Source organism: Streptomyces sp. NPDC008317 (assembly GCF_042955955.1).
Lineage (GTDB): Bacteria > Actinomycetota > Actinomycetes > Streptomycetales > Streptomycetaceae > Actinacidiphila.
On sequence record NZ_JBIBFQ010000004.1, the window covers coordinates 536,032 to 558,012 of the forward strand.

Genomic DNA, 21,981 nt, shown 5'->3' on the forward strand with positions numbered 1-21,981 from the left:
GTGGAACTGGCTTATTACTCGGAATACGCCGTGCGCCTCGTGAACACCGAGGAGCCCAAGCGCGGCACGGACGCGCTGACCTCGGTCGAGGCCGTACGGGAGTTGATCGGCGCCGGTACGCAGGCCGCCGCGCGGGCGGTCGACGCCGATGTGGCCCGGCTGCGGGCGGTACGCGTCCGGCTGCGCGGGATCTTCGAGGCCGCCGACGAGGGCGACGAGGTCCGGGCGGTGGACCTGCTCAACGCGCTGATGCTGGAGTTCCCGGTCAGCCCGCAGATCTCCGGGCACGACTATCCGGACGACGCCACGGGACGCCCCGACTGGCACATGCACCTCGCCGACCACGCGGCGAACGCCGGCGCGTCGTACTCGGCCACCGCCTGCATGGGCCTGGCCGTCCAGCTCACCACGCTCGGCGTCGACCGGCTCGGCATCTGCGAGGCCGCGCCGTGCCGCAACGCGTACGTGGACACGTCGACCAACCGCTCCCGGCGCTACTGCTCCGACCGGTGCGCCACCCGCGCCAACGTCGCGGCCTACCGGGCTCGCAAGCGCCTGGAGAACGACCGGTCGGGCCGCAGCAGCCGCACGCAGGACGCCGCCCAGGAGGCCGCCCCCGCCACCGACCGCTGAACCTCGCCCGGTGGCCGGAACCGGCCCCGCGCACGCGCCATGACCAGCTCGTCGGGCACCGCGCCGAACTCCCGGCTGTCGTTCTCGACGAACGTGTTGTCGCCCAGCACCCACCAGCCGCCCTCGCGCCGCTCCACGGCACGCTTGACGATCAGCAGGTCCTGCTGCAACGGGTGCCGCAGCACCACCACGTCGCCCTCACGCACCTGCTCGGCGCCACTGGCGATCCGCTGGATCAGCAGCCAGTCCCCGTGCAGCAGCGTGGGTGCCATCGACGGACCAGTGACCTCGACCAACTGCCACGACAGCCTGGCCCCCTGCTCCCGCATCCTGCGCCTCCTGGTTCGTTCCTCCACCGACCCCAGAGTGGCACCAGACTTTTGTCCTAAGCCACCTGGGGCACCCGAGAAAACGACTCTCCCAGGGAGTAATCTCCCACGTGGAAAGACGATCACGAGGAAGGACAGCCATGTTCACTCGCCTGTTCGCGCCCAAGGTCAAGGTCAGCGCCCACTGCGACCTGCCCTGCGGCGTATACGACCCTGCCCAGGCCCGCATCGAGGCCGAGTCCGTCAAGGCGGTCCAGGAGAAGTACCAGGCCAACGAGGACGCGGACTTCCGCACCCGTGCCGTTCTGATCAAGGAGCAGCGCGCGGAGCTGGCCAAGCACCACGTCTCGGTGCTCTGGAGCGACTACTTCAAGCCCCCGCACTTCGAGAAGTACCCGGAGCTGCACCAGCTCGTCAACGACACCCTCAAGGCGCTCAGCGCGGCGAAGGCGTCGAACGACCCGGCGACCGGACAGAAGGCCCTGGACTACATCGCCCAGATCGACAAGATCTTCTGGGAGACCAAGCAGGCCTGACCCCCCGGTTCACCCCGGAGCGTCAACCGCCCGCGCCCGGCCGTCACCCATACGGCCGAGCGCGGGCGTTTTTCTAGTCCCCGTCATCATTCAAGAATGTGGCGTGCGCCACAGCGATGTGCTGTCACATCGTGCCGTCCGGCGCACTCTTATGTAGCGCCGGAGGAAACCGGCACGATCACAGAACGTCCCCGTCCGTCAGGTCCCCCGTACCGGCGGACGGGGGCTTTTTGTCTCGGGGCGCCCGCTCACAGGACGTCGGCCAGCTCCTGGAGCAGCCGCCGCTTGGGGCGCGCGCCGACCAGCACCTTGACCGGCTCGCCCGCGCGGAACAGCAGCAGCGTGGGCATCGACATCACGCCGTACGCGGCCTGGGTCGCCGGGTTGGTGTCGACGTCGAGCTGGACGATCCGCAGCCGGTGCGACTCCTCGGCGGCGATCTCGGCCAGCACCGGGGCGATCATCCGGCACGGCGGGCACCAGTCGGCGGTGAAGTCGACCAGGACGGGCAGGTCGGAGCCGAGCACCTCGGCGGCGAAGGTCGCGTCGGTGACGGCGGGGACGGATGTGGCGGTACTGGTCATGGTGAATCCCTTTCACTGACGGACAGTTCGCACATCGGCTCGGCGGCGTTCCCCACCCCGCCCGGCCCCGCCTCCAGCTCCGCGCGCGCGAGCTGGGCGGCGACCTGGGCCCGTACCCCCTGGAGCCGGTCGACGACCGCGTCCAGCTCGGCGAGCTTGCGCCGGTAGACCTCCAGCGAGGCGGCGCAGGTGTCCCCCGCCGGGTGCCCGGCGCGCAGGCAGTCCACGAACGGCCGGGTCTCCTCCAGGCCGAAGCCGAAGTCCTGGAGCACCCGGATCTGCTCCAGCAGCCGCAGATGCTCCTCGTCGTACGACCGGTACCCGTTGCCCGACCGGTCGGCCGGCGGCAGCAGGCCCAGGGACTCGTAGTAGCGGAGGGTCCGGGTGGTGGTGCCCGCCCGTTCCGCGAGTTCGCCGATGCGCATACGGACGACGTTAGACCTTGACGTACGCGTCAAGGCCAGGACGATTTCCGGCCGCGCTGGCAAAAAGTTCCAAGATTTACGTCCAGGTGGTTGCTTACTGCCAGTCGGTCTCGACAGGCTGCGCGGAGCAGTTTCTTGACATACCCCCGACAGTTTTGTCCCGCACACCCCCGCACACGCCCCCGAACACCCCCGGACGACAGCCCCACCACGCAGACCCACGCACACGCGAGGAGCACGGATGCACCGCCCGCTCAGACAACCGCGCAGCCGCAGAACCCTCACCGTGGCCGCCGCGCTCTCCCTGCTGGCCGGCCTCTCGGTGACCGCCGTCACCACGACCTCCGCCACGGCGGACGACCCGCGGACCGCCCGGCAGGCGGAATTCACCGCGGCGGCCCACGAGTTCGGCGTACCGCTGCCCGTACTGGAAGCCGTGTCGTTCTACGAGACCCGGTGGGAGGCACACGCCGGGCAGTCCAACGCCGAGGCCGGATACGGCCCGATGAACCTGACGAACCTCACCGCCGGGGAACTCGACGCGGACGGCCTGACCACCCAGTCGCCGCGCTACGCCGACCTGTTGAAGGCCCCTGCCGAGCACACCGCCGCCGTCGCGGCCGGACTCCTCGGCACCGACACCGCCGCCGTGCAGAGCGACGAGACGCTGAACATCCGCGGCGGCGCCGCGCTCCTCGCCTCGTACGCCAAGGGCTACGGCCACGGCAGGCTGCCGCGCGACATCGACGGCTGGTACGCCGCCGCCGCCCGCTACAGCCAGTCGACCGAGAACAAGGTCGCGCAGACCTTCGCCGACGGCGTGTGGGACACGATGCGCGCCGGCGCGACCCGCACCACGCAGGACGGCCAGCACATCACCCTCGCGCCGACCGGGCACCTGCGCCCGAACCGCGACGACGTGCGCAAGCTGGGCCTGAAGGAGGTCACTCCGCCCAAGAGCTCTCGGAAGCCGGAGTGCCCCACGTCGCTGAACTGCGACTTCATACCCGGCGCGTACACCCTGCTCGACCCGTCGGACCTGGCGGACTACGGCAGCCACGACCTCGCCGACCGTCCCCACGGCAACCTCGACGTCCGCTACATCACGCTGCACAGCACCGACGAGACGTACGACGGCACGCTCGACCTCTTCCGCGACCCGACCTACGCGGCGGGCGCGCACTACGTCGTCCGCTCGCAGGACGGCCACGTCACGCAGATGATCCCCACCAAGGACATCGCGTGGGACAGCGCGAACCGCTCCTTCTACCAGCACTCGATCGGCATCGAGCAGGAGGGCTGGGCGACGCACGGCGCGAGCTGGTACAGCGAGAACCTGTACCGCTCCACCGCCCGGCTCGTGCGCTACCTCGCGGCGAAGTACGACATCCCGCTGGACCGCGCGCACATCCTCGGCCACGACAACATCCCCGGCGGCACCGAGAGCGGCGTCGCCACCCAGCACTGGGACCCCGGACCCGGCTGGGACTGGGAGCACTTCTTCGACCTGCTCGGCGCGCCGATCCGCGCGACCGCCAAGCCGGGCAGCGCCGTCGTCGCCATCAAGCCGGGCTACGCGCGCAACAAGCAGACCACCACGTACTGCGACGACGTGCAGGGCTACAAGCAGTTCCCCGGCCCGTACCGCGCCTTCGACTGCCCGGTGACATCCACCGACGTGCCGTCGAGCTTCGTACCGCTCCACACCGCGCCCAGCACGAGCGCGCCGCTGGTCGCCGACCCGTATCTGCACCCGGACGGCAGCGCGGGCACCACCGCGATGAACGACTGGGGCGACAAGGCACCGGCCGGTGAGCAGTACGTCGTCGCCGAGCGCAGGCCCGGCTGGACCGCGATCTGGTGGGGCGGCACCGAGGCGTGGCTCCAGGACTCCGCGCAACACCCGGCCACCGTCCCGGTGAAGGCGTCCCGCATCGTCCCCAAGGCCGGGAAGACCTCGATCCCCGTCTACACCACGGCCTACCCCGAAGCCTCCGTCTACCCGGCGGACTTCGTGGCCTTCGAGGGCGGCGTCGCCCCCCGCGCCCAGCTCGCCCGCGCCAAATACACCATCCCGGCAGGCCAGTCCTACGTCTCCGCCGGCCCCGCCGAGTACACCGACTCCTACTTCGCCATCTACTACGACGGCTCCGCCCCCTACGACCAGCACGATTTCGTCGGCACGACCAAGGTGTACGAGATCGTCTACAACCACCGCGTCGCCTTCGTGAACGCGGCCGACGTCGACGTCATCCCGGCCCACTAGCTTGGCTTGCAGCCCGCCATGTCCGAGCGCGCCGTTCCCCGCCCGGGCAGGCCGGCTTCTTCCGGCGCGCGGAGAACTGCGCCACCAGCCCCCACCGGCCGGTGGCCCGGCCACCACCGAACTGCCCCGCCGGGGCGGGCGGTGACCTGCGGAAGCGCCGTGGCCTGTCGCGCAGTTCCCCGCGCCCCTCAAAAGATCGGCTCGCCCCCCGGACGAAAGACAGTGCGCCCCGCCAGGGGCGCGGGGAACTGCGCGGCCAGCCCCCACCGGCCGGTGGTCCGGGGACAACCGAACTGCCCCGCCGGGGCGGGCGGTGACCTGCGGAAGCGCCGTGGCTTGTCGCGCAGTTCCCCGCGCCCCTCAAAGGATCGGCTCGCCCCCCGGACGAAAGACAGTGCGCCCCGTCAGGGGCGCGGGGAACTGCGCGGGCAACCCACCACCGGCGGGTGGTCCGGGGACAACCGGACTGGCCCGGCGGGGCGGGTGGCACCACCGGCGTCAGCCGGTGCGGTCGCCCTCCAGGGCGGCGTGTGTGACGCGCAGGGCGCGGCTGGATGTGTCGAAGGTGCGCTGGGCGACACAGACGAAGAAGCAGTCGACGACGACCAGTTGGCTGATGCGGCTGGCCATGGCGCCGGGACGGAACGTCGTCTCCCGGCCCGCCGAGACGAGAATGAAATCGGCGAGCCGGGCGGCGGTGGACAGCGGGTGGTTGGTGATCACCACGGTCGTGGCGCCCTCGGCGGCGGCGCGCCGCAGCGGCGCGAGGACGTCACGGCTCTCGCCGGAGTGCGAGACGGCGAGGAAGACGTCCCCCGCCCCCAGGAGCACGGCGCTGGTGAGCGCCGACTGGGAGTCGCCGTGGGCGTGACAGGGCCGCCCGATACGCGCGAGCTTCTGCTGGAGGTCCTGGGCGACGAGACCGGACGCCCCGACCCCGGCTATGTGCAGTTGCCCGCCGCCGCAGACGGCCTTGACGGCGCCCGCGAGCTGCTCGGGATCGAGCTGCGTGGCGGTCTCCAGCACCGCCTGCGACTCGGTGTGCACGAGCTTGGCGATCACTTCGGCGGGCGAGTCGTCCTCGGTGATCCCGGAGGTCAGCGTGGAACGCGGCGCCTGCCGGGCGGCGGACGCGGCCAGCGCCAGCCGCAGCTCGGGGTACCCGGCGAAGCCCAGCGCCCGCGCGGTGCGGACGATCGACGACTCACTGGTGCCCGCCAGGGCGCTCAGCTCGGAGATCGTGCTGCGCGCGACCTGCGCCGGATCCTCCACGATCAGCGAGGCGATCCTGGCGGCGGCCGGGGTGAGCGAGGGCAGCAGCCCCCGCACCGTGGCGGTGAGCGCGTCACCGGCGTCACTGGCCGCAGTGACGCTGGCTGCTCTGGTGGCCGGTCGTCCCGGGACTTTTTCGTGCACGGGGAAAGAATGCACCGTGAATCCTCCGCGTGGGACCTGCCGGGAGGATTCTCTTGTGCCGCCAGGGGATCGTCGCGGCACCCGGCCGCCCCCGGCGAATGTCACACGTCCGGGTGACAATGTCGGCGTGACCCTTCCGCCGCCCGCCGCCCCGGAATCCGCCGGCTCCGGTGCCGCCGACCCGCTGGACGCCCGGCTGCCGTCGCCGCTCGTCGAGGTGGCGGACGAGCGCCTGGCCGCCCTCGGGGTGCGGCTCGCGCTCAAGCGGGACGACCTGATCCACCCCGACCTGCCGGGCAACAAATACCGCAAGCTGCGGCTGAATCTGGCCGCGGCGGCCGAGGCCGGGCACACCACGCTGCTCACCTTCGGCGGCGCCTACTCCAACCACCTGCGGGCGACGGCGGCGGCCGGTCGCCTGCTCGGTTTCCGCACCGTCGGCGTCGTGCGCGGCGACGAACTGGCCGACCGGCCGCTCAACCCCTCGCTGGCACGGGCCGCGGCCGACGGGATGCGGCTGGAATTCGTCGACCGGGCCACGTACCGCCGCAAGGCCGAGCCCGAGACGCTGGCCGCGCTCACCGACCGGTTCGGGCCCGCCTATGTGCTGCCCGAGGGCGGCAGCAACGCGCTGGCGGCCGTCGGCGCCGCCGAGCTGGGGCGCGAGCTGGACGGCGAGGCCGACGTGGTGGCGGTCGCCGTCGGCACCGGCGGCACCCTGGCCGGGCTCGCGGCCGGGCTCGCGGCCGGGCTCGCGGCCGGGCTCGGCCGGGCGGAGGCGATCGGCTTCCCCGTCCTGCGCGGCGGCGGCTTCCTGGCCGCCGAGGTGCTGCGGCTCCAGGAGGAGGCGTTCGGCGGCCGACGCGGCCGGTGGCGCCTCGACGACCGCTTCCACCACGGCGGCTACGCCCGTACCACCCCCGAACTCGACGCCTTCGCCGCCGACTTCGCCGCCCGGCACGGACTGCGCCCCGAGCCGGTCTACGTGGCGAAGATGCTGCACGGCGTCCACTCCCTGGCCGAGGAGGGCGTCTTCCCGCCGGGCACCCGGGTGGCCGCGGTGATCACGGGCACCGACCCCGGAGGGACCGGATGATCATCGAGAGGGCGTACGCCCACCTCCCCGCCGCCGAGGGCGACGACGAGTTCCGCAGGGACCGCTGGCCGTGGTCGGTCCCGGCCGTCGCCGGGCTGCTGCGCGACGGGCTGCGCTTCACCGCGCCCGTCACCTTCCTGGTCGGTGAGAACGGCTCGGGCAAGTCCACGCTGGTCGAGGCCATCGCCGAGGGCTTCGGCCTGGACCCGCACGGCGGCCGGGCGGGCTACCGCTACGTCTCGGACCGCCCCCGCTCCCCGCTCGGCGAGCGCATCCGCTTCGACACCACGGCGGCGGGCGGCCGGATGCTCGGCGGGCCGCGTACCGGCCGCCGCGGCTTCTTCCTGCGCGCCGAGACCGCGATGGACGCGCTCGGCCGCGAATTCCTGCCGGTGGAGTCCATGAGCCACGGCGAGGGCTTCCTGCTCGCCTTCCGGGAGCGCTTCAGCCACCCGGTGGGCCTGTACGTGCTGGACGAGCCGGAGTCCGCGCTGTCGTTCACGGCCTGTCTGCACCTGGTGGGCCTCATGCACGAGCTGGGCCGCTCCGGCGCGCAGATCATCTGCGCCACCCACTCCCCGCTGCTCACCGCGACCCCCGACGCGGCCATCCTGGAGGTGGGCGAGCGCGGTGTGCGCGAGACGGCCTGGGAGGACCTGGCGATCGTCGACCACTGGCGTCGCTATCTGGCCGACCCCCGCGCTTACCTGCGTCACATCATCGAGCCGTAACCTGGTGGCATGATCCGCACCGCGACCCCGGACGACGTCCCCGTGATCCACGCGCTGATCCGCGAACTCGCCGAGTACGAGCGGGCGCTGGAGGAGGCGCGGGCCACGGAGGAGCAGTTGCACGCGGCCCTGTTCGGCCCCGACGCGGTGGCGCACGCGCTGATCGCCGAGGAGCCCGCGAAACCCGCAGCGGACGGTGCGGGCGACGGCTCAAGCGAGGGCGAGGGCCCGAGCGAGGGCGAGGGCGCGGACTCGGGCGCGGGCACCGTGGTCGGCTTCGCGCTGTGGTTCCGGAACTTCTCCACCTGGACCGGCACCCCCGGCCTCTACCTGGAGGATCTGTACGTACGCCCGCAGGCGCGCGGCGGCGGGCACGGCAAGGCGCTGCTGGCCGCGCTCGCGGCGGTCTGCGTGGAGCGCGGCTACGAGCGCTTCGAGTGGGCGGTCCTCGACTGGAACGAGAAGGCGCTGGGCGTCTACCGCTCCATCGGCGCCCGCCCGCAGGACGAGTGGACCGTACAGCGGCTTTCCGGCCCGCCGCTGGCCGAACTGGCCGCGCTGGCGCACGCTCGGTGAACCGAGCGGATTCTCATGCGAATTGAGTCGGCAGACCACTACCCACGGTCCGTGCTCGTGCGCTTACCATGGGTGACAGAGATACGGATACCGTACCGTTCCCCTACCGTGCGCCGTCCGGGCGACAGCGGGGTACGGATCGCGATAGCGTCGCTGCGAACCAGAGCAATCACTGTGTGCCACCGTGGAGGTGAGGGTGTCCCAGATCGCAGGCGAGCCCGGGTCGAAGGACTTCGTCGAGGTCCGGCTGCCCGCGGCGGGAGCCTATCTGTCAGTGCTGCGCACGGCCACGGCCGGACTCGCGGCACGGCTGGACTTCACCCTCGACGAGATCGAGGATCTGCGGATCGCCGTGGACGAGGCGTGCGCGATCCTGTTGCAGCAAGCCGTCCCCGGGTCCGTCCTGAGCTGTGTCTTCCGGCTCGTCGGGGACTCGTTGTGGGTGACCGTCTCCGCGCCCACCACCGACGGCAGGGCGCCGGAGCGGGACACCTTCGCGTGGACGGTGCTGTCGGCACTGGCCGGCGAGGTGGACTCCACCGTCGCCGAGGACAAGACCGTCAGCATCAGCCTCCACAAGAAGCGCGGCGCCGGTCCAGGGCTGTCGTGACTCTCGCGTGCGGGAAGACGGGGAATCGCCATGAGCGCTGAGCTATCCCGGGGTGAAGACCCCGGCACGCCCGCGGGCCACGACGACGCGCACGACGCGCGTCAGTCGCCCGCGGTGCACGGCCGCGCCTCCGTACCGGCCCAACCCGATCCCGCGGGGCCGGCCGGGCGGCGGCACACGGCCAGGCAGCACCCCGAACCCGGCGGGGAGACCCGCACGGACGACCGTATGGACGGAATGGACGCGGCGCAGCAGGCGGAGCAGGCGGACCCCATGGAGCAGCAGGACCAGCGCGAGCAGCCGGAGCGGCCCGGACAGCCCGAGCCGCCCGAGCGACGGGACGCGCCGCCGGAGCAGCAGGCGGAGCCGGCCGGGCCCCCGTCCGCGCGCCAGGAGGCGGAGCCCCGGTCCGACGGGGAAGCCGACCAGGAGCCCGACCGGGGCTCCGACCGGGAATCCGACCGCGAGGAGCAGCGGGAGGCGCACGACCCGCACGACCGGGCGGGCGCCCGCGCCCTCTTCGTCGAGCTGAGCAAGCTGCCCGAGGGCTCCAACGAGCGTGCGGAGCTGCGCAATCAGCTCGTACGGATGCATCTGCCGCTGGTCGAGCACCTGGCCCGGCGGTTCCGCAACCGCGGTGAGCCGCTGGACGACCTGACGCAGGTGGCCACGATCGGGCTGATCAAGTCCGTCGACCGGTTCGACGTGGACCGCGGCGTGGAGTTCTCGACGTACGCGACCCCCACCGTGGTCGGCGAGATCAAACGTCACTTCAGGGACAAGGGCTGGGCGGTACGGGTGCCGCGCCGCCTCCAGGAGCTGCGGCTGGCGCTGACGACCGCGACCGGTGAGCTGTCCCAGCGGCACGGGCGGGCGCCGACGGTGCACGAGCTGGCCGAGCACCTGAAGATCTCCGAGGAGGAGGTGCTGGAGGGCCTGGAGTCCGCCAACGCCTACAGCACGCTCTCCCTGGACGTCCCGGACACCGACGACGAGTCGCCGGCCGTCGCCGACACCCTCGGCTCCGAGGACGAGGCGCTGGAGGGCGTGGAGTACCGCGAGTCCCTCAAGCCGCTGCTGGAACAGCTCCCGCCGCGTGAGAAGACGATTCTGCTGCTGCGGTTCTTCGGCAACATGACCCAGTCGCAGATCGCCCAGGAGGTCGGCATCTCGCAGATGCACGTCTCGCGTCTGCTGGCCCGCACGCTGGCCCAGCTCCGGGACAAGCTGCTGATCGAGGAGTAGCCCTCGCCGGGCGGGCGGCCGACGACCAGGCCCGCCCGGGCGACCGGTGACCCGCACGCCCGCGAGAGACCGGCCGCGGACCGCCGGGGCGCGCGGTCCGTCAGGACGCGCGGTCCGTCAGGACGACGTCTCCGGCTGTCAGGACGACGTCCGGCTCATTCCCAGGGCGTCCGTGGTGGCCGGGTGGGCCAGGAGGACGAGGCAGGTCAGGGCGAGGGCGCCCAGGACCGCGCCGCCCGCGACGAAGCCGCCGCCGTCGCTGTGCAGCAGCGTCCAGGCAATCGGCAGCGACAGGAGCTGGATGATCAGCGCGGGCCCGCGGCTCCACCGGCGGGCCTTGCGCAGCCCGTACGCGGCGCCGAGCGGAAAGCCCGCGAGGACGAGGACGAGCAGCCCGGCGAGCACGGCCTTGCCCGAGCCGCCGAAGAACATCGTGACGCCCCAGGCGACCACGGCCAGGCCCTCCACGGCGGCGACGGCGGCAGCGGCGGTCAGCCGCAGCGGCGGCGGTCCCGCGTCGGCGGCGGCCTTCGCGGCGGCGGCTGCCTCCCGCTCGCGCTCGGTGGGCTGTTCGCGCATCGGCGGCACGAACTTCTGCATCTTCTCCGCCACCCGCTGAGGCGGCTTCCGCGTCTTCTTCGAGGGCTGGCTCACACCGGCCAGCGTAGCCCGCTGTACCAGACGGTAGGTACGCTGTCGACCATGCGCGCTCTCCTCGTGGTCAACCCTGCCGCCACCACCACCAGCGCGCGGGTGCGTGATGTGATCAGTACCGCACTGGCGAGCGACCTCAAGCTGGACGTCGCGACGACCGAGTACCGCGGGCACGCGCGGGACCTCGCGCGGCGGGCCGCGGAAGGCGGCGAGGTGGGCCTGGTGGTCGCCCTCGGCGGCGACGGCACGGTCAACGAGGTGGTGAACGGGCTGCTGCACCACGGCCCCGACCCGGAGGCGCTGCCGCAGCTCGCGGTGGTGCCCGGCGGGTCCACCAATGTCTTCGCGCGGGCGCTCGGGCTGCCCAACGACGCCGTGGAGGCGACCGGCGCGCTGCTGGACGCGATGCGCGAGGGGTCCTCGCGGACGGTGGGGCTCGGTCTGGTGAGCGGGACGCCGGGCACCGAGGACGAAGGGGTGCCGCCGCGCTGGTTCACCTTCTGCGCGGGTCTGGGGTTCGACGCCGGGGTGGTCGGACGGGTCGAACAGCAGCGGGAGTTGGGCAAGCGCTCCACGCACGCGCTGTATTTGCGCCAGGTCGCACGTCAGTTTCTGGCCGATCCGCACCGCAGGCACGGCACGATCTCGTTGCAACGCCCGGACGGCGAACCGGTGTCGGGGCTCGCGATGGCGATAATCTGCAACACCTCGCCGTGGACCTATCTCGGGAACAGACCGGTGTACGCCTCCCCCGGCGCGTCCTTCGACACCGCCCTCGATCTGCTGGGCGTGACAAAGATGTCCATGGCCTCTGCCACGCGTTACTCGGCGCAATTGCTCCGTTCCACTCCGGAGCGGGGACCGCGCGGGAAGAACGCGCTGGCGCTCCACGACCTGACCGACTTCACCTTGCAATCGCAGGCGGCATTGCCCTTCCAGGTGGACGGTGACCACCTGGGGCTGCGAACGAGCGCGACCTTCACAGGCGTACGCCGTGCACTGCGTGTGATTGTGTAAGTCGAAGAGCCTAAAGTCCTTTTACTCGAACGTTTAGACTGCCCTGCACCCCATGGAAGTACGGCTGTGACCGAGGCGACACCGAGGAATCCAAAAAAACTTCTCTGAAGGGGTTGTATCTCCAGCCGAGGTTTGCGAGTCTCTAGGTGGCGCTCGGGACGGTCTGACAACGACCCCCTTGAGAGCCCGAATCTTCTACCTCACTCAGCGGGACCAGCACCAGTGAAGACTGGGCGGCGTCCCGTTGCCTGCGTAGGGATTCGTGAAAGCGTTCACATTCACAAGCAACGTGCTTGTCACACAAGGAGTTGGAGCAGCCATGGACTGGCGTCACCGCGCCGTTTGCCGCGAGGAAGACCCCGAGCTCTTCTTCCCCATCGGCAACACCGGTCCTGCGCTGCTGCAGATCGAGGAAGCCAAGGCCGTCTGCCGCCGCTGCCCCGTCATGGAGCAGTGCCTGCAGTGGGCGCTGGAGAGTGGCCAGGACGCCGGTGTCTGGGGTGGCCTCAGCGAGGACGAGCGCCGCGCGATGAAGCGCCGCGCCGCTCGCAACCGGGCCCGCAACGCCAGCGCCTGACGCGCACTTACCGCTTCCCCCCGAGCCGCAGCGCGCAGCACCCACCAACACGCGCAGCACACAGCATCATGAAGGACCCCGACCTTCCAGGTCGGGGTCCTTTGCTGTGCCCTCGCGCAGGAAGGGCGAACTCTCAGCTCTCCAGGGGCAGTTCGAGAACGACGCGGGTGCCGCGCGGCTCGGCGGGGACCATGTCGAAGGTGCCGCCCAGTTCGCCGACCACGAGGGTGCGGACGATCTGGAGGCCGAGGTTGCCCGCTTCCTGGGCGTCGAAGCCGTCGGGCAGGCCCCGGCCGTCGTCCTGCACCGAGATGGTGATCCGCTCCCGGCCGCGGGTGGCGGTGACGTCCACCGTGCCCGACTCCCCCGGCCCGAAGCCGTGTTCGAGCGCGTTCTGGAGCAGTTCGGTCAGGACCATAGACAGCGGAGTGGCGATCTCGGCGGTCAGGATGCCGAACCGGCCGGTGCGACGCGGGGTGACCCGGCCGGGTGAGATCTCCGCGACCATCGACAGCACGCGGTCGGCGATCTCGTCGAACTCGACCCGCTCGTCCAGGGTCTGGGAGAGCGTCTCGTGCACGATGGCGATCGACCCGACCCGGCGGACCGCCTCCTCCAGCGCCTCACGGGCGTTGTCGGAGTCCATCCGGCGGGCCTGGAGGCGCAGCAGCGCGGCGACCGTCTGGAGGTTGTTCTTCACCCGGTGGTGGATCTCCCGGATGGTGGCGTCCTTGGTCATCAACTCGCGCTCGCGGCGGCGCAGTTCCGTCACGTCCCGCAGCAGCACCAGCGAACCGGTGTGGACGCCCTTGGGCTTGAGCGGGATCGCGCGCAGCTGGATGACGCCGTCGCCGCCCTCGACCTCGAATTCGCGCGGCGCCCAGCCGCTGGCCAGCTTCACCAGCGCCTCGTCCACCGGGCCGCGGGCCGGGGCCAGTTCCGCGGTGGCCTTGCCCAGGTGGTGGCCGACCAGGTCGGCCGCCAGGCCCAGCCGGTGGTACGCCGAAAGCGCGTTGGGGCTGGCGTACTGCACGAGCCCGTCCGCGTCCAGCCTGATCAGGCCGTCACCGGCGCGCGGTGAGGCGTCCATGTCGACCTGCTCGGCCGGGAACGGGAAGGCGCCCTGGGCGATCATCTGGGCCAGGTCGCTGGCGCTCTGCAAGTAGGTGAGTTCGAGACGGCTGGGGGTGCGTACGGTCAGCAGGTTGGTGTTGCGCGCGATCACCCCGAGGACCCGGCCGTCGCGGCGCACCGGGATCGACTCGACCCGTACGGGCACCTCCTCGCGCCACTCCGGGTCGCCCTCGCGGACGATACGGCCCTCGTCGAGCGCCATGTCCAGCAGCGGACGCCGCCCGCGCGGCACCAGGTGGCCGACCATGTCGTCCTGGTACGAGGTCGGCCCGGTGTTCGGCCGCATCTGCGCGACGGACACATACCGGGTGCCGTCGCGGGTGGGGACCCACAGCACGAGGTCGGCGAAGGACAGGTCGGAGAGCAGCTGCCACTCCGAGACGAGCAGATGAAGCCATTCGAGGTCGGAGTCGTCGAGGGCCGTGTGCTCGCGTACGAGGTCGTTCATGGAGGGCACGCCTGTGAGCGTACCGGCCGGGGAGGGGGGTGCGGGACGAGCCGTTTTCGGAGATGATTTCGCTGGAGGGTGCATCGACCCGCCGGGGGCCTGGCGAGGAAGCGTCGCCGGGAACCGTAGACAAGGCCGAATGGTCTAGTCCACAATGAAGCGTGACACCACGCGTGGCGCGTACCGCGCGTCGAACGTGACACCTCGTGTGTCGCGTACACGCGTGGCATCAGACCTCCGTCCTCCCCGCACAGGAGGACGGACCGAGGCAAGGCGTTCTCTGCCCTGACTACGCCCTGACCTCAAGGTCGGCCCATCGCGCCGGGGGGAACCGCACACCCCGCCGGCCAGGCGCCGACGGCTGCTCCGGGCTGCGGTGCCGGCGGGGTTGAGGGTCCCCGCTGCGCACCGCGGCCCGTGGGTTTTTTCGGGGGCTCTTTTGTGGGCGGGGGGGCTCTTTTGTGGGGGCGCCGTGGGGTGGGAGCCGTCTTTTGTGGGGGCGCCGTAATTCCCTTTTTATTGCCGCCTTCTCGCCTCCGGGCGCTTAAGCCCGGTGTCGACAGTCGATCGTGCTCGTTCGCTCGTTCCTCGCTCTCTGTGCGCGTTCTCCCTTTCAACACCGGCGCGCCCTTCGGCTCGCTGGCTACCGGCGCACCCACCTCGCGCACACGTGGCCCAGGGGCTCAGCGCCACGCGCAGCCGCACCCGAGCGGTGGCGGGCAGAGGTGCCCCGGCGCAGCGCCGACGGGGCCCCGCTCTGCTAGATTGGTCTATACCACACAAGTCCCCTCCAGAACGGCAGGCCCAGCGTGGAAGTTGTCATCGTCCCGGACGCCGCGGCAGGCGGCGAGCTGATCGCGGAGGCCATGGCCGCGCTGCTGCGCCGCAAGCCGGACGCTCTGCTCGGCGTGGCCACCGGATCCACCCCGCTGCCCATCTACGAGGCGCTGGCGGCGAAGGTCCGCTCGGGCGCCGTCGACGCGGCCCGTGCCCGCGTCTGCCAGCTCGACGAGTACGTCGGCCTGCCCACCGGCCACCCGGAGTCGTACCGCTCGGTCGTGCTGCGGGAGGTCGTGGAGCCGCTGGGGCTGTCGGAGGAGTCCTTCATGGGGCCCGACGGGGCCGCCGACGACGTGCAGGCCGCCTGCGAGGCGTACGACGCGGCGCTGGCCGCGGCCGGCGGCGTCGACCTCCAGCTCCTGGGGATCGGCACCGACGGGCACATCGGCTTCAACGAGCCCTGCTCGTCGCTCGCCTCCAGGACCCGGATCAAGACGCTCACCGAGCAGACCAGGGTCGACAACGCCCGCTTCTTCGACGGCGACATCGAGCAGGTGCCGCACCACGTGATCACGCAGGGCATCGGCACCATCCTGGAGGCCCGGCACCTGGTGCTGCTCGCCACCGGCGAGGGCAAGGCGGAGGCCGTCGCGCAGACCGTCGAGGGGCCCGTCGCCGCCGTCGTTCCCGCCTCGGCGCTCCAGCTCCACCCGCACGCCACCGTGGTCGTGGACGAGGCCGCCGCCTCCAAGCTGAAGCTGGCCCCGTACTTCCGCGCCACCTTCGCGGCCAAGCCCGCCTGGCAGGGCGTCTAGGGCCTGCCCGGCGGAACGCGACAGAGCGCCGGACGGACTGATCGCAGTCCGTCCGGCGCTCTGTCGTGTCAGACGGAGCCCGCGTCAGACGGAGCCCACGATGGCCTCGGCGGCGGCCGTGCCGCAGACGCGCGCCGCGCCGTGGGTGGCGATGTGGAGGGCGCCGGTGGCGGGCGCCTGGGGCACGCCCATCTCCACGACGACCGTGCTTGGGCGGCGGGAGACGACCGCCGCGAGCGCCTCGGACATCCAGCGGTGCCGGTGGGCGTCGCGGACGACGACGACGATCGTACGGTCGCCGGCCTCGTCGAGGAGTCCGGCGGCGAACGCCTCGGCGCCCAGCTCCTCCACCTCGCGGCCGGGGTAGGTGCCCGTGACCGTGCCCGGCAGGAGCCTGGCGAGGTCGGCGGCGATGCCCCAGGGGGTCACGTCACCGACCGCGATGTTGGCGACCGGCGTGAGGGCGGCGACGTAGGGCGCCTCGGTGAGCGGGGTGAACTCGGCGCGGCGGGTGATCCGCAGGGCGCGGCGGGCCGCCTCCAGGCCGATGTCGGACTCCCCTGCCGGGGCGGCGGACGCGGTCCCCTCCGCTGCGGCCGCCCGCTCGGCGGCCCACACCTGGAGGTCGCGCACCCGGGCGGCGGCGTCGGCCAGCCGCTCGGCGGGGAGGTCGCCCTCGCGCACCGCGCGCACGATGGCGTCGCGGAGGCCGAGCACGGTCTGCTCGTCGGACAGGCCGCCGCCGACGCAGATCGCGTCGGCCCCGGCGGCCAGCGCCATGACGGTGCCGCGTTCGATGCCGTACGCGGCGGAGATGGCCTGCATCTCGATGCCGTCGGTGACGATGAGGCCGTCGTAGCCGAGGCCGCCCTGCTCGCGCGGGGCGCGCAGCAGGCCGGTGAGGACGGCGGAGCTGAGCGTGCCCGGCAGGTCGGGGTCGAGGGCCGGGACGAGGATGTGAGCGCTCATCACGGCCTTGGTGCCGGCGGCGACGGCCGCCTTGAACGGCACGAGTTCGCGGTCGCGCAGGGTGTCGAGGTCGACGTCGATGCGCGGCATCGCGTGGTGCGAGTCGACGCCGGTGTCGCCGTGGCCGGGGAAGTGCTTGACGCTGGTCGCGACCCCCGCCGACTGCATTCCCTCCACGTAGGCGGCGGTGTTGCGCGCGACCAGTTCGGGCTCGGCGCCGAAGGAGCGGACGCCGATGACCGGGTTGCCGGGGTCGGAGTTGACGTCGGCGGACGGCGCCCAGTTGAGGTTGACGCCGCACGCGGCGAGCCTGCGGCCGAGTTCGGCGGCGACGGCCCGGGTGAGCTTGACGTCGTCGACGGCGCCGAGCGCGAGGTTGCCGGGGAAGGAGGAGCCGCCGCGCGCTTCGAGGCGGGTGACGTCGCCGCCCTCCTCGTCGGCGGCCACGAGCACGTCGGGCCGTACCGCGCGCAACTGGGCGGTGAGCCGGGCGACTTGCTCGGGCGACTCGATGTTGCGGGAGAACAGCGCGACCGCGCCGAGCCCTTCGGCGAGCAGCCGCAGCACCCAGTCGGGGGCCTCGGTGCCGCGGAAGCCGGGCTGGAGGACGGTGAGGGCGTCGCGGGCCAGGACGTCCGCGGGCGTGTCGACGGTAATGACGGTCATCCCTTCACCGCGCCTGCGGTCAGGCCGGAGGCCACCTTGCGCTGGACGAACAGGAAGAAGATCACGACGGGCAGGGCGATCAGGATCGAGCCCGCCATGAGGGCTCCGTAGTCCGTACCGCGCTGTCCGGTGAACTTCAGCAGCCAGATGCTCAACGTGTACTTGTCATTGTCCTGGAGAAGTACGTAGGCGAACAGGTACTCGTTCCAGGCGGTCATCAGCGCGTAGATCGACGCGGCGACCAGGCCGGGCGCGAGCAGCGGGAGGACGACGCGGCGGAACGCCTCCATCTGGCTGCACCCGTCGACCATCGCCGACTCCTCGAGTTCCTTGGGGATGTTGACGATGAAGCCGCGCAGCATCCATACGGCGAAGGGCAGGGTGCTCGCCGCGTAGACGACGATGACGCCCCAGTACTGGTTGAGGCCGCCCATCTTGTTGAGCTGGATGTAGATCGGGATCAGCATCGAGGTGGCCGGGATGAGCTGGATCACCAGCAGCGCGATGACCAGGCCGCGGCGGCCCCAGAACTTGAACCGGCCGATGGCGTACGCCGCGAGCAGGCCGATGCCGATGGCGATCACGACACTGCACGCCGAGATGATCACGCTGCTCTTGACGTTGTCCCAGAAGTTGGGCATGTCCATCGCGCGCTTGAACTGGTTGAACGTGACGGAGCTGGGATAGAGCTTCTGGTGGTAGCTGAGGATCTCCTGGCTCGGGCGGAGCGCGGTGATGACCATCCAGTACACCGGGAAGCCCATGATCACGGTGACGATCAGGCCGAGCACGTTCCAGCCGTTGCGCTTCTTCTTCGGAGTGCGGTAGACGACTCCGGCCGTGGGGCCCTGGGTCGCGGGGCCGCTCTTGACAGCGGTGCTCACTCGACCTCTCCGATCTTCAGAAGCTGGCGCAGGTAGTAGACGGCGACACCCGACAGCAGCAGGACGGAGACCACGGAGATGGCCGCGCCCCGGCTGAAGGAGTTGGAGATGAACGCCTGGGTGTACGCGTACAGGCCGAGCGTCTGGTAGTCCTGCTCGGGCTGGCCGCCGCGCATCAGCAGGATCTGGCCGAGCACGCCGAAGTCCCAGATCACCGACAGGGTGCTGGTCATCACGAAGACCGGCTTGATGATCGGGAAGGTGACGTAGCGGAAGATGCCGAAGCCCTTGGCGCCGTCGATCCGCGCGGCCTCCTCCAGTTCCTTGGGGACCTGGGTGAGCGCCGCGTGCAGGCTGATGGCGATGAAGGGGATGGCGCCCCAGACGACCAGGACGGCGATGATCGCCATGCCGGTGGTCGGGTTGAGGAACCAGTTGTGCCGGGTGTAGTCGACGCCGGGCAGCCGGGTGAGGAGCTGGTTCACCAGGCCGTAGTCGGAGTCGAACATGAACTTGAAGACCGAGGTGGCGACCAGCAGCGGCATCGCCCACACGGCGATCATCACGCTGCTCATGGTGACCCGGACCCAGTTGGAGACCCGCTGCATCAGCAGCGCGATCAGCAGGCCGAGCGACATGGTGGCGACGACGCAGACGACGACGAAGACCACGGTGCGCAGCACCACGGCCCAGAACTCGCTGTCGCCGAGGATCGAGCTGTACTGGTCGAAGCCGACCCAGGGCGCCGCGACGCCGTTCCAGAGGTTGTTGCGGCGCTCGTCCTGGAAGGACAGCACGATGGTGTCGACGAGCGGGTAGCCCAGCACGCCGATCATGATCAGCAGCGCCGGAGCGATCAGCAGATACGGCAGCGATCTGCTCTGCCGGTTGCGCCCGGCGGCGCGGCCCGCTGTCGTGGCGACCGGACCGGTCGAGCGCGGCGGCGGGATCTGCGGGCGGCCCCCCGTCACCGGCTCGGTGGCATGCGTGTCGGCGGCACTCATCCGCTCTGACCTTTCTTCGGTGTCCATGCCGGGATACCGGGGCGGGCGGCCCGCGACCGCGGACCGCCCTCCCCTGGTGACGACCGCCGTGTCAGGAGGCGGTGTTGATCAGCGAGTTGATCTTGTCGTCGGCGGCCTTGGTGGCGTCGGCGACGGACTTGCCCTTGAGGATGTCGAGCAGCATCGACTTGAGGATGCCCTGCTTCTCGATCGCGGCCCAGCCCGGTGCGATCGGCGTGAACCAGGCGTCCGGCACGGCGTTGGCCGCGGCGGCGGTGGCCGGGTCGGCCTTCATCGGCTCGAGCTGCTTGGTGTTGTTCGGCAGCGTCGCCTTGGTGACCAGCGCGGCTTCGTTCTTCTCGTCGGTGAAGTCCGCGATCCACTCCTTGGCGAGGTCCTTCACCTTGGACTTGTTGACCACGGCGAGGTCGGAGCCGCCGATGAAGGAGGGCAGCGCCTTGCCGTTCGGGCCGGGCATCGTGGCCGTCTTGATGACGTCCTTGAGCTTGGCGTTGCCGTTCGGCGGCGTGATGACCGAGCCGGACTCCCAGCCGTTGCCGTAGATGACGCCGGCCTTCTCGTGGGCCATGACGTTGGCGTGGTCCGCCTCGTCCTTGGTCTGGTCGCCGTGGTTGTACTTCTTCACCAGGTCGATGAAGTGCTGGATGCCCTGCTGCGCCTGCGGGCTCTCCAGGTCGGCGGTCCACTTGCTGCCGTCGGTCTTGGCGATCTGGCCGCCGTACGCCTTCACGTACGACATGGCCGCGTACCAGTACTGGCCGGGGAGGTAGAGCGGCGAGTACGTCTTGTCGCCGCCCTTCTTCGCCTCGATCTTGTCCAGGGCGGCGGTCAGCTCGTCCTCGGTGGCGGGGAAGGCGTCGGAGCCCGTACCGGCCTTGAAGTCGGCGGTGTTGTAGATCGCGACGCGGGCACCGGCGTAGTAGGGCGCGCAGTAGAGCTTGCCCTGGTAGGTGCAGGTGTCCTCGAGGCCCTTGATCCAGGTGTCCGAGTTCTGGAAGGTCTTCTTGTCCAGCTCGGCGAGAGCGCCGTTGAGGATGTACGTCTGGGTCTCGGTGTTGCCCAGCTCGACCACGTCGGGGGCGCTGGAACCGGAGAGCGCGGCGTCCAGCTTCTGGACCTTGTCGCTCCACTGCTGGTACTGGATCTTGACGTTGACCTTCGGGTACTTCGCCTTGAACTGGGCGGTGGTGTTCTGTACCAGCTCGGGCCAGGCGGTCTGCGCCTCGGCCATCAGCCAGACGGTCACCGTGCCGGTCTGGTCGGCCGGCTTCTCAGCGGCCTTGTCGTCCTTCTTGTCCGACCCACAGGCCGCAATACCAGCAATCATGGTCGCGACGCCGATCGCCGCGATGAGCTTGCGCTTCACGCCACCCTCCTCAGGATGCCCGAAACTCCCCCCACCACCCGAAATGTCGGCTACCGCGAGACACGTGTGCAGCCGCGTCCTGCTCGTGGGTCTGGGATTTGGTCGTTAATGGTTTAGACCAGTACCCGGAGCTTGGCCTAGACCTTTGGGGGTGTCAAGGGTGTATAAGAACCCATGTCGGCTCTGTTATCGGACCGACACCTGAGCGGGAAGCGACCACTACCGCCTCCCCGCTCCAGGTCAGGCCGTGCCACGATGTGAGCCGCATATAACGGAGGAGCCGGTGACGGCAGCACGACAGCAGTCGGGAGTAGACGTCATGGACAGCGACGCGGGCAGTGGCGCGGAGAGTACGGCGGGGACCGCGAGCACCGCGGGCCGTACCGCACGTGTGCCCAAGTACTACCGGCTCAAGCGGCATCTTCTGGACATCACCCAGACCATGCCCCCCGGCACGCCCGTACCGCCGGAGCGCACGCTGGCCACCGAGTTCGACACCTCGCGCACCACGGTCCGCCAGGCGCTCCAGGAACTCGTGGTCGAGGGCCGGCTCGAACGCATCCAGGGCAAAGGCACCTTCGTCGCCAAGCCGAAGGTCTCCCAGGCGCTCCAACTGACCTCGTACACCGAGGACATGCGCGCCCAGGGTCTCGAACCCACGTCCCAGCTCCTGGACATCGGCTACATCACCGCCGACGACCGGCTCGCCGGGCTGCTCGACATGAAGGCCGGCGGCCGGGTGCTGCGGATCGAGCGGCTGCGGCTGGCCAACAGCGAGCCGATGGCGATCGAGACGACGCACCTGTCGGCCAAGCGCTTCCCCGCGCTGCGCCGCAGCCTCGCCAAGTACACGTCCCTGTACACGGCGTTGGCCGAGGTCTACGACGTGCGGCTGGCCGAGGCGGAGGAGACCATCGAGACCTCGCTGGCCACCCCGCGCGAGGCCGGACTGCTCGGCACCGACGTCGGCCTGCCGATGCTGATGCTCTCCCGGCACTCGATCGACACCGTCGGCGAACCGGTCGAGTGGGTGCGCTCGGTCTACCGCGGCGACCGCTACAAGTTCGTGGCACGACTGAGCCGCCCCACCGACTGAGACCGCCGGTTTGACTTCTCACGAGTGAGATCGCCGCACACATGGTGACGTGCGCTACTCCCCTCCCCTAGATTCCCGCGAGTCACACTCGTAGCTCTAGGGG

Annotated in this window: 22 protein-coding genes; 12 read left to right on the plus strand and 10 right to left on the minus strand. The window is 70.9% G+C overall.

Features of this window, described 5'->3' with window-relative positions:
• The gene (locus ACFY9V_RS15645) at nt 1-633 is read left to right on the plus strand and encodes a CGNR zinc finger domain-containing protein (protein ID WP_355347268.1); all 633 of its coding nucleotides are present in this window, start codon (nt 1-3) and stop codon (nt 631-633) included.
• On the opposite strand, the gene sodX is transcribed toward ACFY9V_RS15645, so the two are convergent.
• Nucleotides 537-962, minus strand: a complete 426-nt coding sequence (gene sodX, locus ACFY9V_RS15650; RefSeq protein WP_355347270.1) for a nickel-type superoxide dismutase maturation protease — start codon at nt 960-962, stop codon at nt 537-539. The genes ACFY9V_RS15645 and sodX overlap by 97 nt on opposite strands.
• A gap of 140 nt (nt 963-1,102) precedes the next feature.
• On the opposite strand from sodX, the gene sodN reads away from it, so the two are divergent.
• A complete protein-coding gene (gene sodN / locus ACFY9V_RS15655; protein WP_355347273.1) occupies nt 1,103-1,498 on the plus strand; it encodes a superoxide dismutase, Ni in 396 nt (131 codons plus the stop codon).
• 248 nt (nt 1,499-1,746) lie between these two features.
• Here sodN and trxA read toward each other — a convergent pair whose 3' ends face one another.
• Together trxA and ACFY9V_RS15665 are read right to left on the minus strand one after the other, a co-directional pair.
• Complete coding sequence (gene trxA / locus ACFY9V_RS15660) at nt 1,747-2,082, minus strand: thioredoxin (RefSeq protein WP_355347276.1); 336 nt, start codon at nt 2,080-2,082, stop codon at nt 1,747-1,749.
• Nucleotides 2,079-2,507, minus strand: a complete 429-nt coding sequence (locus ACFY9V_RS15665; RefSeq protein ID WP_391161600.1) for a MerR family transcriptional regulator — start codon at nt 2,505-2,507, stop codon at nt 2,079-2,081. Before ACFY9V_RS15665 ends, trxA begins: the two co-directional genes overlap by 4 nt.
• 241 nt (nt 2,508-2,748) lie before the next feature.
• Here ACFY9V_RS15665 and ACFY9V_RS15670 point away from each other — a divergent pair, with 241 nt between their 5' ends.
• The gene (locus ACFY9V_RS15670; protein ID WP_391161602.1) at nt 2,749-4,773 is read left to right on the plus strand and encodes an N-acetylmuramoyl-L-alanine amidase; all 2,025 of its coding nucleotides are present in this window, start codon (nt 2,749-2,751) and stop codon (nt 4,771-4,773) included.
• Between the two features lie 498 nt (nt 4,774-5,271).
• Here the strand turns inward: ACFY9V_RS15670 and ACFY9V_RS15675 are convergent, their stop codons facing one another.
• Nucleotides 5,272-6,189 carry a MurR/RpiR family transcriptional regulator gene (locus tag ACFY9V_RS15675; RefSeq protein WP_355347285.1) on the minus strand — a complete coding sequence of 306 codons (918 nt, stop codon included), beginning with the start codon at nt 6,187-6,189 and terminating at the stop codon, nt 5,272-5,274.
• Between the two features lie 127 nt (nt 6,190-6,316).
• Here ACFY9V_RS15675 and ACFY9V_RS15680 point away from each other — a divergent pair, with 127 nt between their 5' ends.
• The 5 genes from ACFY9V_RS15680 to ACFY9V_RS15700 all read left to right on the plus strand — a co-directional run bounded on the left by ACFY9V_RS15680 (nt 6,317) and on the right by ACFY9V_RS15700 (nt 10,447).
• Nucleotides 6,317-7,285: a pyridoxal-phosphate dependent enzyme gene (locus ACFY9V_RS15680; protein ID WP_391161604.1), complete on the plus strand. Its 969-nt coding sequence runs from the start codon at nt 6,317-6,319 to the stop codon at nt 7,283-7,285.
• Entirely contained in the window at nt 7,282-8,016 is a 735-nt protein-coding gene (locus ACFY9V_RS15685; RefSeq protein ID WP_391161606.1) for an AAA family ATPase, read from the plus strand. The genes ACFY9V_RS15680 and ACFY9V_RS15685 overlap by 4 nt, the downstream gene beginning before the upstream one ends.
• 9 nt (nt 8,017-8,025) lie before the next feature.
• Nucleotides 8,026-8,592, plus strand: a complete 567-nt coding sequence (locus tag ACFY9V_RS15690; protein ID WP_391161607.1) for a GNAT family N-acetyltransferase — start codon at nt 8,026-8,028, stop codon at nt 8,590-8,592.
• A gap of 196 nt (nt 8,593-8,788) precedes the next feature.
• Nucleotides 8,789-9,202 (plus strand): anti-sigma regulatory factor, encoded by a 414-nt coding sequence (locus ACFY9V_RS15695; RefSeq protein WP_188283433.1) that lies wholly within the window; start codon nt 8,789-8,791, stop codon nt 9,200-9,202.
• A gap of 30 nt (nt 9,203-9,232) precedes the next feature.
• Nucleotides 9,233-10,447: a SigB/SigF/SigG family RNA polymerase sigma factor gene (locus ACFY9V_RS15700; RefSeq protein WP_391161608.1), complete on the plus strand. Its 1,215-nt coding sequence runs from the start codon at nt 9,233-9,235 to the stop codon at nt 10,445-10,447.
• A gap of 138 nt (nt 10,448-10,585) precedes the next feature.
• Here ACFY9V_RS15700 and ACFY9V_RS15705 read toward each other — a convergent pair whose 3' ends face one another.
• Nucleotides 10,586-11,101, minus strand: a complete 516-nt coding sequence (locus tag ACFY9V_RS15705) for a hypothetical protein (protein WP_391161609.1) — start codon at nt 11,099-11,101, stop codon at nt 10,586-10,588.
• Nucleotides 11,102-11,149: 48 nt separating this feature from the next.
• Between ACFY9V_RS15705 and ACFY9V_RS15710 the strand changes: the two genes are divergently transcribed.
• Both ACFY9V_RS15710 and ACFY9V_RS15715 read left to right on the plus strand, forming a co-directional pair.
• Nucleotides 11,150-12,118, plus strand: coding sequence for a diacylglycerol kinase family protein (locus ACFY9V_RS15710; RefSeq protein WP_355347298.1), 969 nt, complete (start codon nt 11,150-11,152; stop codon nt 12,116-12,118).
• A 319-nt stretch (nt 12,119-12,437) separates the two neighbouring features.
• Nucleotides 12,438-12,695 carry a WhiB family transcriptional regulator gene (locus ACFY9V_RS15715; protein ID WP_031520293.1) on the plus strand — a complete coding sequence of 86 codons (258 nt, stop codon included), beginning with the start codon at nt 12,438-12,440 and terminating at the stop codon, nt 12,693-12,695.
• A gap of 133 nt (nt 12,696-12,828) precedes the next feature.
• Here the strand turns inward: ACFY9V_RS15715 and ACFY9V_RS15720 are convergent, their stop codons facing one another.
• Nucleotides 12,829-14,277, minus strand: a complete 1,449-nt coding sequence (locus ACFY9V_RS15720; protein ID WP_355347416.1) for a histidine kinase N-terminal domain-containing protein — start codon at nt 14,275-14,277, stop codon at nt 12,829-12,831.
• Between the two features lie 809 nt (nt 14,278-15,086).
• Between ACFY9V_RS15720 and nagB the strand changes: the two genes are divergently transcribed.
• Complete coding sequence (gene nagB / locus ACFY9V_RS15725) at nt 15,087-15,872, plus strand: glucosamine-6-phosphate deaminase (RefSeq protein WP_391161610.1); 786 nt, start codon at nt 15,087-15,089, stop codon at nt 15,870-15,872.
• Nucleotides 15,873-15,956: 84 nt separating this feature from the next.
• Here nagB and ACFY9V_RS15730 read toward each other — a convergent pair whose 3' ends face one another.
• From ACFY9V_RS15730 to ACFY9V_RS15745, 4 genes are all read right to left on the minus strand, one after another.
• Entirely contained in the window at nt 15,957-17,507 is a 1,551-nt protein-coding gene (locus ACFY9V_RS15730) for a glycoside hydrolase family 3 protein (protein WP_355347305.1), read from the minus strand.
• Nucleotides 17,504-18,391: an ABC transporter permease subunit gene (locus ACFY9V_RS15735; protein ID WP_391044377.1), complete on the minus strand. Its 888-nt coding sequence runs from the start codon at nt 18,389-18,391 to the stop codon at nt 17,504-17,506. Before ACFY9V_RS15735 ends, ACFY9V_RS15730 begins: the two co-directional genes overlap by 4 nt.
• Nucleotides 18,388-19,395 carry a sugar ABC transporter permease gene (locus ACFY9V_RS15740; RefSeq protein WP_355347308.1) on the minus strand — a complete coding sequence of 336 codons (1,008 nt, stop codon included), beginning with the start codon at nt 19,393-19,395 and terminating at the stop codon, nt 18,388-18,390. The genes ACFY9V_RS15735 and ACFY9V_RS15740 overlap by 4 nt, the downstream gene beginning before the upstream one ends.
• A gap of 91 nt (nt 19,396-19,486) precedes the next feature.
• Nucleotides 19,487-20,782 (minus strand): extracellular solute-binding protein, encoded by a 1,296-nt coding sequence (locus ACFY9V_RS15745; protein ID WP_355347311.1) that lies wholly within the window; start codon nt 20,780-20,782, stop codon nt 19,487-19,489.
• A gap of 319 nt (nt 20,783-21,101) precedes the next feature.
• Between ACFY9V_RS15745 and ACFY9V_RS15750 the strand changes: the two genes are divergently transcribed.
• The gene (locus ACFY9V_RS15750; protein WP_355347422.1) at nt 21,102-21,878 is read left to right on the plus strand and encodes a GntR family transcriptional regulator; all 777 of its coding nucleotides are present in this window, start codon (nt 21,102-21,104) and stop codon (nt 21,876-21,878) included.
• Nucleotides 21,879-21,981: the final 103 nt, after the last annotated feature.

What these genes read in the sequence shown, in the direction of transcription:
- sodX (WP_355347270.1), bottom strand. Translation starts at nt 962, where the DNA reads ATGCGGGAGCAGGGGGCCAGGCTGTCGTGGCAGTTGGTCGAGGTCACT.
- sodN (WP_355347273.1), top strand. Translation starts at nt 1,103, where the DNA reads ATGTTCACTCGCCTGTTCGCGCCCAAGGTCAAGGTCAGCGCCCACTGC.
- trxA (WP_355347276.1), bottom strand. Translation starts at nt 2,082, where the DNA reads ATGACCAGTACCGCCACATCCGTCCCCGCCGTCACCGACGCGACCTTC.
- ACFY9V_RS15665 (WP_391161600.1), bottom strand. Translation starts at nt 2,507, where the DNA reads ATGCGCATCGGCGAACTCGCGGAACGGGCGGGCACCACCACCCGGACC.
- ACFY9V_RS15670 (WP_391161602.1), top strand. Translation starts at nt 2,749, where the DNA reads ATGCACCGCCCGCTCAGACAACCGCGCAGCCGCAGAACCCTCACCGTG.
- ACFY9V_RS15685 (WP_391161606.1), top strand. Translation starts at nt 7,282, where the DNA reads ATGATCATCGAGAGGGCGTACGCCCACCTCCCCGCCGCCGAGGGCGAC.
- ACFY9V_RS15690 (WP_391161607.1), top strand. Translation starts at nt 8,026, where the DNA reads ATGATCCGCACCGCGACCCCGGACGACGTCCCCGTGATCCACGCGCTG.
- ACFY9V_RS15700 (WP_391161608.1), top strand. Translation starts at nt 9,233, where the DNA reads ATGAGCGCTGAGCTATCCCGGGGTGAAGACCCCGGCACGCCCGCGGGC.
- ACFY9V_RS15710 (WP_355347298.1), top strand. Translation starts at nt 11,150, where the DNA reads ATGCGCGCTCTCCTCGTGGTCAACCCTGCCGCCACCACCACCAGCGCG.
- ACFY9V_RS15715 (WP_031520293.1), top strand. Translation starts at nt 12,438, where the DNA reads ATGGACTGGCGTCACCGCGCCGTTTGCCGCGAGGAAGACCCCGAGCTC.
- ACFY9V_RS15720 (WP_355347416.1), bottom strand. Translation starts at nt 14,277, where the DNA reads ATGAACGACCTCGTACGCGAGCACACGGCCCTCGACGACTCCGACCTC.
- ACFY9V_RS15730 (WP_355347305.1), bottom strand. Translation starts at nt 17,507, where the DNA reads ATGACCGTCATTACCGTCGACACGCCCGCGGACGTCCTGGCCCGCGAC.
- ACFY9V_RS15740 (WP_355347308.1), bottom strand. Translation starts at nt 19,395, where the DNA reads ATGAGTGCCGCCGACACGCATGCCACCGAGCCGGTGACGGGGGGCCGC.
- ACFY9V_RS15750 (WP_355347422.1), top strand. Translation starts at nt 21,102, where the DNA reads ATGGACAGCGACGCGGGCAGTGGCGCGGAGAGTACGGCGGGGACCGCG.